The sequence below is a fragment of the Streptomyces sp. NPDC005195 genome (assembly GCF_040608315.1).
Taxonomy (GTDB): Bacteria; Actinomycetota; Actinomycetes; order Streptomycetales; family Streptomycetaceae; genus Streptomyces; species Streptomyces kaempferi.
In genome coordinates this window covers 170,731-183,444 of sequence record NZ_JBEXHZ010000001.1, presented here as the reverse complement: position 1 = coordinate 183,444, position 12,714 = coordinate 170,731, and the positions used below count along the sequence as shown (strand labels likewise).

Here is a 12,714-nt window from a genome sequence, read left to right as displayed (position 1 = left end):
CGCCCCTTTGCGCCGCGCCCCGTTTCCGTCGCTCGTTGGTGGTTGCCCGTCGCCCGCTTCCCCGGTCCGTGTGGCGGTCGGCGTCCCCGCCCGCTCTCCCGTCCCCGTCCGGCGCCCGTGTCCGCGCCCGTGTCCGCGTTGCGTGCGCGGGTCCGGGGCCCGCGCCGCGACCCGCACCCCGCCCACCGGTCCAATCGCCCGTTTTCTTACCCATACGCCCTTAAATGGTGCGGGTGACCACGCCCGCCCGTCCCCCTCAGCACTCCACCGGAGAGAGCGACACGCGTGCCGCGCCGGACCGGCGTACGGCGCTGCGTTCGGGTGCCGCACTCGCCGCCGGGACCTTCGCCGCCGGGACGCTCACCGCCGGCTGCGCCACCCCCGGCGCCGTCGCCCAGCCGCCCGCCGCGTCCCGCGCGTCCGGCACACCGCCGGCCACGCCCCCGGCCGCGCGGCGCGCCGCACCCGCGCCCCGGCGGTTCCCGCAACAGCCCGCCGAGATCACCCACGGCCCCCGTGACCGCCCCCAGGTCGCCCTCACCTTCCACGGGCAGGGCGATCCGGCCGTCGCCAGGACGCTCCTGGGCGAGGCCGAGAAGAGCGGGGCCCGGGTCACGGTGCTCGCGGTGGGGACCTGGCTGGACGAACACCCGGACCTGGCCCGGCGCATCCTCGACGGCGGCCACGACCTCGGCAACCACACCCTGCGTCATCTCGACATCAACGCGATGTCCGAGGCGGACGCGGACGCGGAGATCCGGGGCTGCGCGGAGCGCCTGCGCCGGCTGACCGGGTCCATCGGCACCTGGTTCCGGCCGTCCCGCACCCCCCGGGCCTCCCAGGCCGTCGAACGGCTCGCCCGCGGCGCGGGCTACCCGCACGTTCTCTCGTACGACCTCGACTCGCTCGACTACACCTCCCCGGGCGCCCCCGCCGTCACCCGCCAGGTTCTCGGCGGGATCCGCAACGGATCCGTGGTGAGCATGCACTTCGGGTACGCGGACACGGTCGTCGCGCTTCCCGCCGTCCTGGAAGAACTCGGCCGTCGCGGACTGCGCGCGGTCACCACCACGGAGCTGCTGAGCTGATGCACCGCAACCGCAACCACCTCCGGAGCGCCCTGGTCGCGGGCGCCGTGCTCGCCGCCCTCGCGGGCTGCAGCGGCGGGTCGAAGGACCACGCGAACCAGGCCGCCGGTACCCAGGCCGCCGTCCGGCCGGCCCAGCCGAAGATGCCCGACGGCCTGCCCGGCATGCCCCCCGTGCTCGACGCGAAGGACGTCTACGCCGCCGACCGCGCGAACCAAATGTCCCCGGTGGTCAAGGACTTCCCGTCCCGCGTCTACGTGCCCAACACCAACTCCAACACGGTCTCCGTCATCGACCCGGCGACCTACAAGGTCATCAAGACGATCCGGGTCGGCGTGCAGCCCCAGCACGTCGTGCCCTCCTGGGACATGAAGACGCTCTGGGTCAACAACGACCGGGGCAACTCCCTCACCCCCATCGACCCGAGGACCGGCGAGGCCGGCAAGTCCATCGACGTCCACGACCCCTACAACCTGTACTTCACGCCGAACGGCAAGTACGCGATCGTCATGGCCTCCCTCGACCGCGAGCTGGTCTTCAGAGACGCGCACACCATGGCGCGCAGGAAGACCGAACCGGTCAGCTGCTACGGCGTCAACCACGCCGACTTCTCGCCCGACGGCCGCTCCTTCGTCGTGTCGTGCGAGTTCAGCGGTGAGCTGCTCAAGGTCGACACCGAGAAGATGAAGGTCGTCGCGCAGCAGAAACTCCCCTTCCGGGGCGCCATGCCGCAGGACGTGAAGATCTCCCCGGACGGCAAGAAGTACTACGTCGCCGACATGATGGCCGACGGAGTGTGGGTCCTGGACGCGGCCGGCTTCGGCAAGCCGACGCTGCTGCACACCGGCAAGGGCTGCCACGGCCTGTACGTCAGCCGCGACTCGCGCGAGATGTACATCTCCAACCGGGGCGAGGGCACGATCTCCGTCTTCGACTTCGCCCAGGACAAGCTGACCAAGAAGTGGCGCCTGCCGAACGGCGGCAGCCCCGACATGGGCGGTGTCTCGGCCGACGGCAAGGTCCTGTGGCTGTCCGGACGCTACAACTCCGAGGTGTACGCCATCGACACGCGCTCCGGGAAGCAACTGGCCCGCATCCGGGTCGGCAGCGGCCCGCACGGCCTGGCCGTCTACCCGCAGCCGGGCCGCTACTCGCTCGGCCACACCGGCATCTTCCGCTGACCCGGGCACAGCGGGACCGGACCCCCTCGGCCGCCGGTCAGGGACCCGGGGGAGGAACGCGCGCGAGAGCGTCCCGCACCACGATCCCCGGCACCGGGCCTCAGTCCGCGGTGAGCAGCGCCTCAGCGCCCACCGGACGGTAGCCCGCCGCCGGCCCGATCGACGACGGCAGTGGGGAGCGTCTCGCCGAGTCCGTCCCGGCCGACCGCGGCCGGGAGTCTCCCGCCGGGGCCTCTGTGTGGTTCGGCCGCCGTACGATCCAGCCGGCGGCACAGACCCGCGAAGGGAACCCTGCCCGCGCACCGAGGAGGCCGCGTGGGTGGTCGCCGCACTGCGCGGCCTGCCCGCCCGTTAATCTGACCTCCGTACACACGGCAGTAATGCACTACGAAGGGGCGGATCGGTGGCGGACATCGAGGAAGCACGCAAGCAGTTCGAGCGGATCGATACGGATGGTGACGGTTTCATCACCGCGGCCGAGTTCAAGAGCGCCCTCGCCCAGGGCGGCGACTGGAACGTCACCGAATCGGTGGCGGAGGCCGTCATCGCCACCCGCGACCTCAACGGCGACAAGGTCCTCTCGTTCGACGAGTTCTGGACCCACCTGAACAAGTGACGCACGCAAAGGGGCGCCCACCGGTGATCCGGTGGGCGCCCTTTTGCCGTACCCCGGACGATGCGCACGCTTCATCGTCCGTCCGTCCGTCCGTTCGTCGCGTCGCGTCGCGTCGCCACAGCGTCAGCGGCGGGCCGGAGCACGGGTGTGAAGGCGTGGGGGGAAGACCGCGGGGTTCACCCGATCGCCGTACGCTTTCGGAATAGCCTTCCCCGCCCCGGGGTTGATGCTCGCCATCAGGAGCATCACCCACTGAAGGGCCTGGCACTCATGAAGATCGGCATCATCGGCGCGGGCAACATCGGCGGCAACCTCACCCGGCGGCTGACCGCCCTCGGACACGACGTCTCCGTCGCGAACTCCCGCGGTCCCGAGACCCTGACCGCGCTGACCGAGGAGACCGGGGCGACGCCCGTCCCGGTCGGGGAGGCGGCGCGCGGTGCCGAGGTGGTCGTGGTCACCGTCCCGCTGAAGGCGGTGCCCGACCTCCCGTCCGGCGTGCTCGACGGGATGGCGGACGGAGCCGCCGTCATCGACACCGGCAACTACTACCCGCAGCAGCGGGACGGCAGGATCGCCGCGATCGAGGACGGCGGCCTCACCGAGAGCCGCTGGACGTCCCAGCAGATCGGCCACCCCGTCGTGAAGGCGTTCAACGGCACGTACGCGCAGGACATCCTGGACCGGCACCGTCCGGCGGGCGACCCCGACCGCATGGCCCTGCCGGTGGCCGGCGACGACGACGCCGCCAAGCGGACCGTACGTGACCTCATCGACGAACTCGGCTTCGACACCGTCGACGCGGGTGGCATCGACGACTCCTGGCGTCAGCAGCCCGGCACCCCGGTGTACGGGCTCCAGAAGGGCCTCGAAGCGGTGACGAAGGCACTGGCGGAGGCGTCCGCGGAGCGCCCGGCGGACTTCCGCGGCTGACGCTCCACGTCTCCTCGACCCGTCCGGTGCCGGGCACCCGGTGCCGGACGGCGACCCGCGTCCGGACCGCTGCCGGACTCCCGCCGCACCACGCCGGTCAGTCGACCGCGGCCCACTCGCGCAGCGCGGCCTTGCTGGAGAACTGCGCGACGTCCTTGTCCAGGGGGTCGTCGGTGTACTGATGGAAGCGCCACTTGGCCTTGATACGGGGCTCGCCCGCGGTCACGTAGTCGGCGATCCACAGACCGTCTCCCGCGTACGAGGTCGTGTCGACGTTGAGCCAGAAGTTGCGGTTGGTGTAGAGCAGGACCCGGTGGTCCGGCCTCAGTTCCTTCACCTTGCGCACGAAGCGGTCCTTCTCGGCGTTGCTGGCGCGGGTGCCGTCACCGGTGGTCTCCCAGTCGACGGCGAGCAGGTCACCGGGCCTCTCCGGGGCCTTGCCGACGAAGTACTCGGCCTGGGCGGTGAGGTCGCCCGGCCACAGGAAGTGGTAGAAACCGACGACGCAGCCGCCGTCGCGGGCCGTCTTCACCTGGGCCGTGAGCTTCGGATTGACGTACGAACGGCCCTCGGTCGCCTTGATGAAGACGAAGGAGAGCCCGTCGGTCGAGTAGGCGGACGACTGGTAGGCGCTGACGTCGATGCCGCGGAGCATGGGGACTCCTCCGTGGGTGGGGGACGGGTGCGAGCGATTCTGCCCCTGTGCGGGGGGTCCGTTCCGGGTTTCACAGGTCTTGCGACCTCTCCGAGTGACGTTCCCCCACATCGCCCGCCCCACCCTCGAACGACCGGCCGACGACCGGCCGGCGCACGAGGTTCCGGCCGCGGATTCCGAACCGGCCTACGGCGCGAGCGGTTCGGACGTGCCGATGTGAGATCGGTGCAAGTCAGGTTGGATCGGTACTTATGGCCCCGCAGCTTGTTGCGTCGCGCAGAGCCTGATCTGGCCGAAGTGACACCTGGTTTGGCATATTTGCATGCCGGGTGAGGCTCGGCTGGTTCCGGGGCACGGGCGCCCACGCAAAGGTTCGCGGGGAGCACAGTGCGTACAGGCAGCGCCAGGGAGATGCGGCACCTGATCCGCCGGTTGGCGATCCTGTGCCACGAGATCCGGCACCTGACCGAGGGTGACCGCGGTCACCACACCGCGGGTGTCCGAGTCGCCGCACGCGTGCTGAGCGACCGGGCCGATCCACGGCAGGCGGTGGGGGTCCTGGCCGCGCGTACCGAGTTCGACGAGCGTTCGGAGCGGGACGCCGAGACCTTCGCCCTCCGGGCGGTGACGCGGCTGCGGGTCCGGCTCGAGGGGGAGGCCGACGGCGCCTCCACGGACCGGACCGGGATCGCCGGCCGGATCACCGCGTCACCGGGACAACGCCGGTCCAGGGTCTGAGCCGTGGGCGCCTCGACCTACTACATACCGGCGCTGGCCCTGTGGGCCGGCCTCGCCTCGAAGCTGCCCGACCTGGTGAGGTCCTGGCGCGATCCGCTGGTTCGATGGGTCTGCTGGGTGATCTTCCTGGGGGGCGCCGGGTTCGCCTTCGCCGCCCCGCCCACCGTCGCCGCCGTGAACAGGACCAGCGGCATCCCGAATCTCGCCGCCCTCCTGGTCTACGCCGTCGTCAGCGCCTACAGCGCCTCCTGCCTGGTGCTGATCCTGCACTGGCGCGGCGGTCCGGCCGGCCATGTGCGCCGTCTCGCCCGGCGCTGGCAGACCGGCTACGCCGTCGTGATCGCCTTGTTGATCCTCCTGTTCGTACTGGGGGACGCCCCGGTCGAGCGGCGGACGGACCTCGACACCCATTACGCCACCTCGCCCTGGATCGGGCAGATGATCGTGCTGTATCTGCTCGGCCACATGACCGCCGCGATCGCCACCACGGTCCTGTGCTGGCGCTGGGCGATCCAGGTGCGCGGATGGCTGCGGGCCGGCTTGTGGCTGCTCGTGGCCGGCTGGCTGCTCAACCTGTCCTTCAGCACGCTGAAACTGACCGCGGTGATGGCACGGTGGGCCGGCCGGGACTGGGACGTGCTGAGTACCGTCCTGGCGCCCGGCCTCGTGGGCCTGGCCGCCACCGTCGCCACCGTCGGCTTCACGCTGCCGCTGTACGGCCCGCGGCTGGTCGCGCTCTGGCGTGCGGTGGTGAGCTGGAGACGGCTCGGCCCCCTGTGGCGTGAACTCGCCGGCGCCTCCCCCGGCACGCCGCTCGTCGCACCGATCCCCTGGTACTCGTCCTGCGCCGTGCGTCTCACCCGGCGTGACGCCGGCATCCAGGACGGTCTGAACCTCGTCCGCCCACACCTCGACGACCAGGTCCGTTCCCACGCGCAGACCCTGGCCCGAGCCGCGGGCCACGCCGAGGAGGACGCCTTCCGCATCGGCCTCGCGGCGATGATCGCCGCCGCGGTGCGCTCCCACCGCGCCGACGCGCCCGCTGCCCGGGTGGCCGTCGCGCAGAACACCGCGAGCTTCGCGTCGCGGGCCACCCTGGTGGGTGTGGCGCGTGCGTTGCGTACGTCCCCCATCGTCGTGGCGGCCCGTGCCGCGGTCGTAGTCCCCACGGCGGCCTACGACGAAAGAACCCCCCTGTGAACCCCGGCCTCTCCAGCCCTCCGCGCGAGGTGTCGTCACCTCCGCCTCCGCCGTCGCCTTCGTCGCCTTCGCCGAGTGAACGTCGGGACGCCGGCTCCGCCGTGCACAGCGTGCGGTGGTGACCGGCCGTGTGACCGGCGCGATGCCGGGCCGGCTCCCGACCCGGTGAAGCCCGGCAGGCAGATGTCCCGGGCCGTCGGACGGTGACGCACGGCAACGACGCCCGCGGGAGATCGAACCGCCCCCCGGGTGGGAAGTCTTCGGCCGGACATGTTCGTCGCACCACCGTCGCCGTGTCCCGCAACAACCCGGTGGCCAGCCGGTCTTGGACCACTTCGCTCGCAGCCGCGACACGACGTCGCGCATGATGCGGTGTGGTGCGCGGCCGGCGAGGTCCGCCGTCCGCTCCGTCCCTGCGACAGAAGAGAGTTCCGTACATGCCCGACAGATCCGCTCCCCGCCGCACCGCCGTGGTCATCGGCGGGGGCATGACGGGCATGCTCGCGGCAGCCGTGCTCGCCGACCACGCCGACGTCACGATCATCGAGCGCGACCTCCTGCCGGACGGCCCGCGACCCCGCAAGGGGCTGCCGCAGGCCCGGCACGCCCACGTGTTGTGGTCCGGCGGGGTCAAAGCCGTCGAGGAACTCCTGCCGGGTGTCGTCGACCGGCTCGTCGGCCAGGGCGCACGGCGAAGCCGCATCATGACCGACCTGGTGTCCAAAGCTCCGTCGGGCCAGTGGTTCCGCCGTTTCGACCACGCCCGCCACATCAACCTTCTGTGCAGCCGCGACCTGCTCGACGCCGTGATCCGCGCCAGGGTGCTCGAAGACCCGCGCATCTCCCTGCGACAGCAGACGGAACTGCTGTCTCTGGAAGGCGACGCCGGACGCGTGTCCGGTGTCCGCATACGCGCCGCGGACACCCACAGTGTCCTCGCCGCCGATCTGGTCATCGACGCCGGCGGGCGGGGCAGCCGTGCCCCCGGCTGGCTGCGGGACCTGGGCCTTCCCCCCGTGGCCGAGCGCACGGTCGACGCGGGCGTCGGCTACGCCAGCCGGATCTACCGCGCTCCCGGCACCGCCGCCGACGGTTTCCCGATCGTCAACGTCCAGGCGGACCCCCGCCAGAACCCGGGCAGGGGCGGCATCATCACCCCCATCGAAGGCGGCCGCTGGCTGGTCACGCTCGCCGGAACCCGTGGGGGCCAACCCAGCGCCGACAACGAGGACTTCGTTCCCTTCGCGCTCAAGCTGCCGCACCCCGTCATCGGTGAACTCCTCGCCGACGCCGAGCCCGAGACGGACGTCGTCACCACCCGTAGCACGGCCAACAAGCGGCGCTACTACGAAAAGGCCGCCCGCTGGCCCGACGGCTTCGCCGTTCTCGGCGAGGCCGTCGCCGGCTACAACCCCGTCTACGGTCACGGACTGAGCGCCGCCGCGCAGAGCGTCGTCGCCCTGCGCGCCGTCCTGCGACGGCATGACCTTCGCGCCCCCGGCACGTCCCGGCGCATCCAGAGGGCCGCGGCCCGCCCGGTCGAGAACGCGTGGAGCCTGGCCGTGGGCCAGGACGTGTTCTACCCGGGCGCCAGTGAACAGCCCCCCACCCGGCTCGAAAGAAACCTCGCCGCCTTCGTCGACAAGGCCGTCGACGCCGGCTCGCGCAACCCCCACGCCCTCCGCATCCTGCTGGACGTCATGAGCATGGAGAAACCGCCTGCCCGGCTGCTCATGCCCGACATGCTCGCCCTGGTCTACCTCGGCCGGAAGAAGCCCCTTCTGGAAGGGCCGCCCCTGACGGAGCACGAGCGCGCGGCCGTCACCGGCTGAAGCCGTTCCCGTCGAGTGGCCGACGGGTGTCCCGTGCCCCGGACGACCCGACGCCCACGTCCGGAACGCGCCCGCTGAAATCCACCACAGAAACACGGAATATCACATGACTTCCGCGTCCTATCTGGACCTCCATCAGAAATTCTCCTCGGAAATAGAGGAGGAAATAGAGTCCGTCCTTGAAAGGCTCGGCCCGTCGGCGGATTCCGTCAGGAGCGTCGTCACGGAACTCCTGCGTCACCAGAAGATGAAATACCCTCTGTCGGTGCTGCCGCTGGTCGTGCACGGCGCCGAGACGGGCAGCCCCGGACCCGCCGTCCCGCTGTCCGCCGTGCACGTGCTGTGGTGGTCCTCGGCCTGCTATCTCGACGATCTGGCGGACGGGCACGGCGCGCACACGCCCGCCGGACTCACCCTGCACGAAGCGCTCCTGGCAGCCGTGGTCACGGGACACGTGCTCTCGCTGAAGGCGATCGGCTCGCGGCGGATCCCGGAGCCGGTACGCGGCGCCCTGACGGCCGAGGTCCTCGACTGCGGGATCACCGCCGCCCAGGGGCAGCTGGGCGACATGCGCGCGGATGTGGGCAACGCGTCCCGGAACTCGGTCGTCACGGCGTACCGGGAAAAATCCGGCGCCCCCTTCGGCATGATCACCGCGATGGCGGCGATACTCGCGGGCGCGGAGGCCGAGCGGATTGATCTGTGGCGGGAATTCGGCTCCGTATTCGGAATTCTGTGGCAGATGTTCAATGACCAGGAGGACATCGCCTCCGGACGGAACGAAGATCTGCTGAACGGCACCGTGACCTATCTTTTCGCATGCGCTCTGGAAGACGCGGCGCCCGATCTCAGGCACCGCATCCTCGACCTGCACGCCGGTGCGAGAACATCCGCCCCGTCACGATCGGCCCTGACCGGCCTGCTCCTCACCCCCGCCGTCCTCGACCGCTACGAGGACGACATCCACAAGTTCCGTGACGAGGCGCACCGCATCCTCGGCGACCTCGGAGGCGACGAGAGCTACCTGCCCGTTCTCCGGCAGCTCGTGGACCAGACGTCCCGACTGCTGCTGCGCCCGGGGGACGCCGCCGGATGAGCCCGACCGCAGAGGTGCGGGAGACGGCGTGACCGAAGCAGACCTGGCCGGTCCCAGAGAGGGCGGCCCCGACAGCGCGGAGGGAAACGAACGCGCTGGTCAGGGCCGGTTCCCTGGTGCCCGCCGCGGCACTAGCACTCGATGATGTTCACCGCAAGACCGCCCCGCGCCGTCTCCTTGTACTTGACGCTCATGTCCGCGCCGGTCTCCTTCATGGTCTTGATGACCTTGTCGAGGGACACCTTGTGGGAGCCGTCGCCGCGCATCGCCATCTTCGCGGCGGTGACGGCCTTGACCGCGGCCATGCCGTTGCGCTCGATGCAGGGGATCTGGACCAGGCCGCCGACCGGGTCGCAGGTGAGGCCGAGGTTGTGTTCCATGCCGATCTCCGCGGCGTTCTCGACCTGTTCGGGGGAGCCGCCCAGTACCTCGGCGAGGGCGCCCGCCGCCATCGAGCAGGCGGAGCCGACCTCGCCCTGGCAGCCGACCTCGGCGCCCGAGATGGAGGCGTTCTCCTTGAAGAGCATGCCGATCGCGCCCGCGGCCAGCAGGAAGCGGACCACACCGTCCTCGTCCGCGCCGGGGACGAAGTTCATGTAGTAGTGCAGCACCGCGGGGATGATGCCCGCGGCCCCGTTGGTGGGGGCGGTGACGACCCGGCCGCCCGCCGCGTTCTCCTCGTTGACCGCCATCGCGTAGAGGGTGATCCACTCCATCGCGTGGGCCAGCGGGTCGCCCTCGGCGCGCAGCTGGCGGGCCGAGACGGCGGCCCGGCGGCGCACCCGCAGACCGCCGGGCAGGATGCCCTCGCGGGACATGCCGCGCGAGACGCACGCCTGCATCACGCCCCAGATGGCGAGAAGGCCCTCACGGATCTCCTCCTCGGTGCGCCAGGCCCGCTCGTTCTCCAGCATCAGCGCGGAGATCGACAGTCCGGTCTCCTTGGTCAGCCGCAGCAGCTCGTCGCCCGTGCGGAAGGGGTATTTCAGGACGGTGTCGTCCAGCTTGATGCGATCCTCGCCCACCGCGTCCTCGTCGACCACGAAGCCGCCGCCGACGGAGTAGTACGTCTTCTCCAGTACGAGTTCGCCGGAGGCGCCGTACGCGAAGATCGTCATGCCGTTCGCGTGGTAGGGCAGCGCCTTGCGCCGGTGCAGGACCAGGTCGTCGTCGAAGGAGAAGGGGATCTCCCGCTCGCCGAGCAGGCTGAGGCGGCCCGAGGCCTTGATCTCCTCGACGTGGTCGTCGGCCCCCTCCACGTCCACCGTCCGCGGCGAGGCGCCCTCCAGGCCGAGCAGCACCGCCTTCGGGGTGCCGTGTCCATGGCCGGTCGCGCCCAGTGAGCCGTACAGCTCGGCCCGGACGGAGGCCACGGAGGGCAGCAGGTCCTCGTTGCGCAGCCGGTGGGCGAACATCCGGGCCGCGCGCATCGGGCCGACCGTGTGGGAGCTGGACGGGCCTATGCCGATCGAGAACAGGTCGAAGACCGAGATGGCCACGGGAACTCCTCGCAAGCGGGGTGGTGCAGGGGGTGGGCGCCGCACACGGCTGTGCTTCCAGTGTGCGCGGCGCCCCGAAGAATCGTACGTTCCGTGCGAACTACTTCAGGCCGGGGTACAGCGGGTGCTTGTCGGCCAGAGCGGACACCCGGGCCTTGAGGGCGTCCGCGTCGTAGGACGGCTTCAGCGTCTCGGCGATGATGTCCGCGACCTCGGTGAAGTCCTCGGCCTGGAAGCCGCGGGTGGCGAGGGCGGGCGTGCCGATGCGCAGGCCCGAGGTCACCATCGGGGGTCGCGGGTCATTCGGGATCGCGTTCCGGTTGACCGTGATGCCGACCTCGTGGAGCCGGTCCTCGGCCTGCTGTCCGTCCAGCTCGGAGTTGCGCAGGTCGACCAGGACCAGGTGCACCTCCGTGCCGCCCGACAGGACCGAGACGCCGTGCTCGGTGACGTCGGCCGTCACCAGGCGCTCGGCGAGAATCCGCGCGCCGTCGAGCGTGCGCTGCTGGCGCTCCTTGAAGTCGTCGGTGGCGGCGATCTTGAAGGAGACGGCCTTCGCGGCGATCACGTGCTCGAGCGGGCCGCCCTGCTGGCCCGGGAAGACCGCGGAGTTGATCTTCTTGGCCAGTTCGGCGGTGGACAGGATCACGCCACCGCGCGGGCCGCCCAGCGTCTTGTGGGTGGTCGTGGTGACGACGTGGGCGTGCGGCACCGGGTTCGGGTGCAGCCCCGCCGCCACCAGGCCGGCGAAGTGCGCCATGTCGACCATCAGGTACGCGCCGACCTCGTCGGCGATACGGCGGAACTCGGCGAAGTCCAGCTGCCGCGGGTACGCGGACCAGCCGGCCACGATCAGCTTCGGCCTGGACTCCTTGGCGAGGCGCTCGACCTCGGCCATGTCGACCCGGCCCGACTCCTCGTCCACGTGGTACGCGACCACGTCGTAGAGCTTGCCGGAGAAGTTGATCTTCATGCCGTGGGTCAGGTGCCCGCCGTGCGCGAGGTTCAGGCCCATGATCGTGTCGCCCGGCTTGAGCAGCGCGAACATCGCGGCCGCGTTGGCCTGGGCGCCCGAGTGCGGCTGCACGTTCGCGTGCTCGGCGCCGAACAGCGCCTTGACGCGGTCGATGGCGATCTGCTCGACGACGTCGACGTGTTCGCAGCCACCGTAGTAACGGCGGCCCGGGTAGCCCTCGGCGTACTTGTTGGTCAGGACCGAGCCCTGGGCCTCCATGACCGCGACCGGAGCGAAGTTCTCCGAGGCGATCATCTCCAGGGTGGACTGCTGGCGGTGCAGCTCGGCGTCGACGGCGGCCGCGACGTCCGGGTCCAGCTCGTGTAGGGGCGTGTTCAGAAGCGACATGCGGTGACTCCTCAGCCGGCGGTGAAGGCGGTGTACTCGTCGGCGGACATCAGGTCGTCCGGCTCGTCCGTGACCCGAACCTTGAACAGCCAGCCGCCCTCGAAGGGCGCGGAGTTCACGAGGGACGGGTCGTCCACCACGTCCTGGTTGGCCTCCACGATCTCGCCGGTGACCGGCGCGTACAGGTCGCTGACCGACTTGGTCGACTCCAGCTCACCGCAGGACTCGCCCGCGGTCACCGTGTCACCGACCTCCGGAAGCTGGGCGTAGACGACATCGCCGAGCGCGTTGGCCGCGAACTCGGTGATGCCGACCGTCGAGACGCCGTCCTCGGCGACCGACAGCCACTCGTGCTCCTTGCTGTAGCGCAGCTGCTGGGGGTTGCTCATGGCCTGAATTCTCCTGTACGCGGGGGAGTGCTGATGAACGGGTACGGACGGGGTGTCCGGATGCCGGGGTGTCGTGAGACAGGGGACAGGGCGCGACGAGGCAGGTCACGTCGACGCGCCCGGG

Annotated in this window: 13 protein-coding genes; 9 read left to right on the top strand and 4 right to left on the bottom strand. The window is 70.8% G+C overall.

Translation table 11 applies throughout. The annotated features are described in order from the left end of the window. Window positions 1-224: 224 nt before the first annotated feature. The 4 genes from ABZV34_RS00810 (at window position 225) to ABZV34_RS00795 (ending at window position 3,818) form a co-directional block, all read left to right on the top strand. Window positions 225-1,088, top strand: a complete 864-nt coding sequence (locus tag ABZV34_RS00810; RefSeq protein ID WP_356270132.1) for a polysaccharide deacetylase family protein — start codon at window positions 225-227, stop codon at window positions 1,086-1,088. Continuing rightward, on the top strand, window positions 1,088-2,269 hold the full coding sequence (locus tag ABZV34_RS00805) for a YncE family protein (protein ID WP_356270130.1): 1,182 nt from the start codon (window positions 1,088-1,090) through the stop codon (window positions 2,267-2,269). Before ABZV34_RS00810 ends, ABZV34_RS00805 begins: the two co-directional genes overlap by 1 nt. 403 nt (window positions 2,270-2,672) lie before the next feature. Beyond that, entirely contained in the window at window positions 2,673-2,885 is a 213-nt protein-coding gene (locus ABZV34_RS00800; protein WP_148010556.1) for an EF-hand domain-containing protein, read from the top strand. A 60-nt stretch (window positions 2,886-2,945) separates the two neighbouring features. Next, a complete protein-coding gene (locus tag ABZV34_RS00795; protein WP_356270128.1) occupies window positions 2,946-3,818 on the top strand; it encodes an NAD(P)-binding domain-containing protein in 873 nt (290 codons plus the stop codon). Window positions 3,819-3,915: 97 nt separating this feature from the next. On the opposite strand, the gene ABZV34_RS00790 is transcribed toward ABZV34_RS00795, so the two are convergent. Beyond that, the gene (locus ABZV34_RS00790) at window positions 3,916-4,473 is read right to left on the bottom strand and encodes a glycoside hydrolase family 25 protein (protein WP_356270127.1); all 558 of its coding nucleotides are present in this window, start codon (window positions 4,471-4,473) and stop codon (window positions 3,916-3,918) included. Between the two features lie 94 nt (window positions 4,474-4,567). Here ABZV34_RS00790 and ABZV34_RS00785 point away from each other — a divergent pair, with 94 nt between their 5' ends. The 5 genes from ABZV34_RS00785 (at window position 4,568) to ABZV34_RS00765 (ending at window position 9,339) form a co-directional block, all read left to right on the top strand. Further along, window positions 4,568-4,693, top strand: coding sequence for a hypothetical protein (locus ABZV34_RS00785; protein ID WP_356270125.1), 126 nt, complete (start codon window positions 4,568-4,570; stop codon window positions 4,691-4,693). A 167-nt stretch (window positions 4,694-4,860) separates the two neighbouring features. After that, a complete protein-coding gene (locus ABZV34_RS00780; RefSeq protein WP_356270123.1) occupies window positions 4,861-5,211 on the top strand; it encodes a hypothetical protein in 351 nt (116 codons plus the stop codon). A gap of 3 nt (window positions 5,212-5,214) precedes the next feature. After that, window positions 5,215-6,411, top strand: coding sequence for an MAB_1171c family putative transporter (locus ABZV34_RS00775; RefSeq protein ID WP_356270121.1), 1,197 nt, complete (start codon window positions 5,215-5,217; stop codon window positions 6,409-6,411). A gap of 437 nt (window positions 6,412-6,848) precedes the next feature. After that, on the top strand, window positions 6,849-8,243 hold the full coding sequence (locus ABZV34_RS00770) for an FAD-dependent monooxygenase (protein WP_356270119.1): 1,395 nt from the start codon (window positions 6,849-6,851) through the stop codon (window positions 8,241-8,243). Window positions 8,244-8,349: 106 nt separating this feature from the next. Next, window positions 8,350-9,339: a polyprenyl synthetase family protein gene (locus ABZV34_RS00765; protein WP_356270118.1), complete on the top strand. Its 990-nt coding sequence runs from the start codon at window positions 8,350-8,352 to the stop codon at window positions 9,337-9,339. A gap of 131 nt (window positions 9,340-9,470) precedes the next feature. Here the strand turns inward: ABZV34_RS00765 and ABZV34_RS00760 are convergent, their stop codons facing one another. The 3 genes from ABZV34_RS00760 to gcvH form a co-directional block, all read right to left on the bottom strand. After that, window positions 9,471-10,838, bottom strand: a complete 1,368-nt coding sequence (locus tag ABZV34_RS00760) for an L-serine ammonia-lyase (RefSeq protein ID WP_356270116.1) — start codon at window positions 10,836-10,838, stop codon at window positions 9,471-9,473. Window positions 10,839-10,938: 100 nt separating this feature from the next. Further along, the gene (glyA, locus tag ABZV34_RS00755) at window positions 10,939-12,201 is read right to left on the bottom strand and encodes a serine hydroxymethyltransferase (RefSeq protein ID WP_356270114.1); all 1,263 of its coding nucleotides are present in this window, start codon (window positions 12,199-12,201) and stop codon (window positions 10,939-10,941) included. Between the two features lie 11 nt (window positions 12,202-12,212). Further along, entirely contained in the window at window positions 12,213-12,590 is a 378-nt protein-coding gene (gene gcvH / locus ABZV34_RS00750; RefSeq protein WP_266701478.1) for a glycine cleavage system protein GcvH, read from the bottom strand. Between the last annotated feature and the right edge of the window lie 124 nt (window positions 12,591-12,714).

Excerpts from the sequence above, each read along its gene's own strand:
- ABZV34_RS00810 (WP_356270132.1), top strand. The coding sequence starts at position 225 with ATGGTGCGGGTGACCACGCCCGCCCGTCCCCCTCAGCACTCCACCGGA.
- ABZV34_RS00805 (WP_356270130.1), top strand. The coding sequence starts at position 1,088 with ATGCACCGCAACCGCAACCACCTCCGGAGCGCCCTGGTCGCGGGCGCC.
- ABZV34_RS00795 (WP_356270128.1), top strand. The coding sequence starts at position 2,946 with ATGCGCACGCTTCATCGTCCGTCCGTCCGTCCGTTCGTCGCGTCGCGT.
- ABZV34_RS00790 (WP_356270127.1), bottom strand. The coding sequence starts at position 4,473 with ATGCTCCGCGGCATCGACGTCAGCGCCTACCAGTCGTCCGCCTACTCG.
- ABZV34_RS00770 (WP_356270119.1), top strand. The coding sequence starts at position 6,849 with ATGCCCGACAGATCCGCTCCCCGCCGCACCGCCGTGGTCATCGGCGGG.
- ABZV34_RS00765 (WP_356270118.1), top strand. The coding sequence starts at position 8,350 with ATGACTTCCGCGTCCTATCTGGACCTCCATCAGAAATTCTCCTCGGAA.
- glyA (WP_356270114.1), bottom strand. The coding sequence starts at position 12,201 with ATGTCGCTTCTGAACACGCCCCTACACGAGCTGGACCCGGACGTCGCG.
- gcvH (WP_266701478.1), bottom strand. The coding sequence starts at position 12,590 with ATGAGCAACCCCCAGCAGCTGCGCTACAGCAAGGAGCACGAGTGGCTG.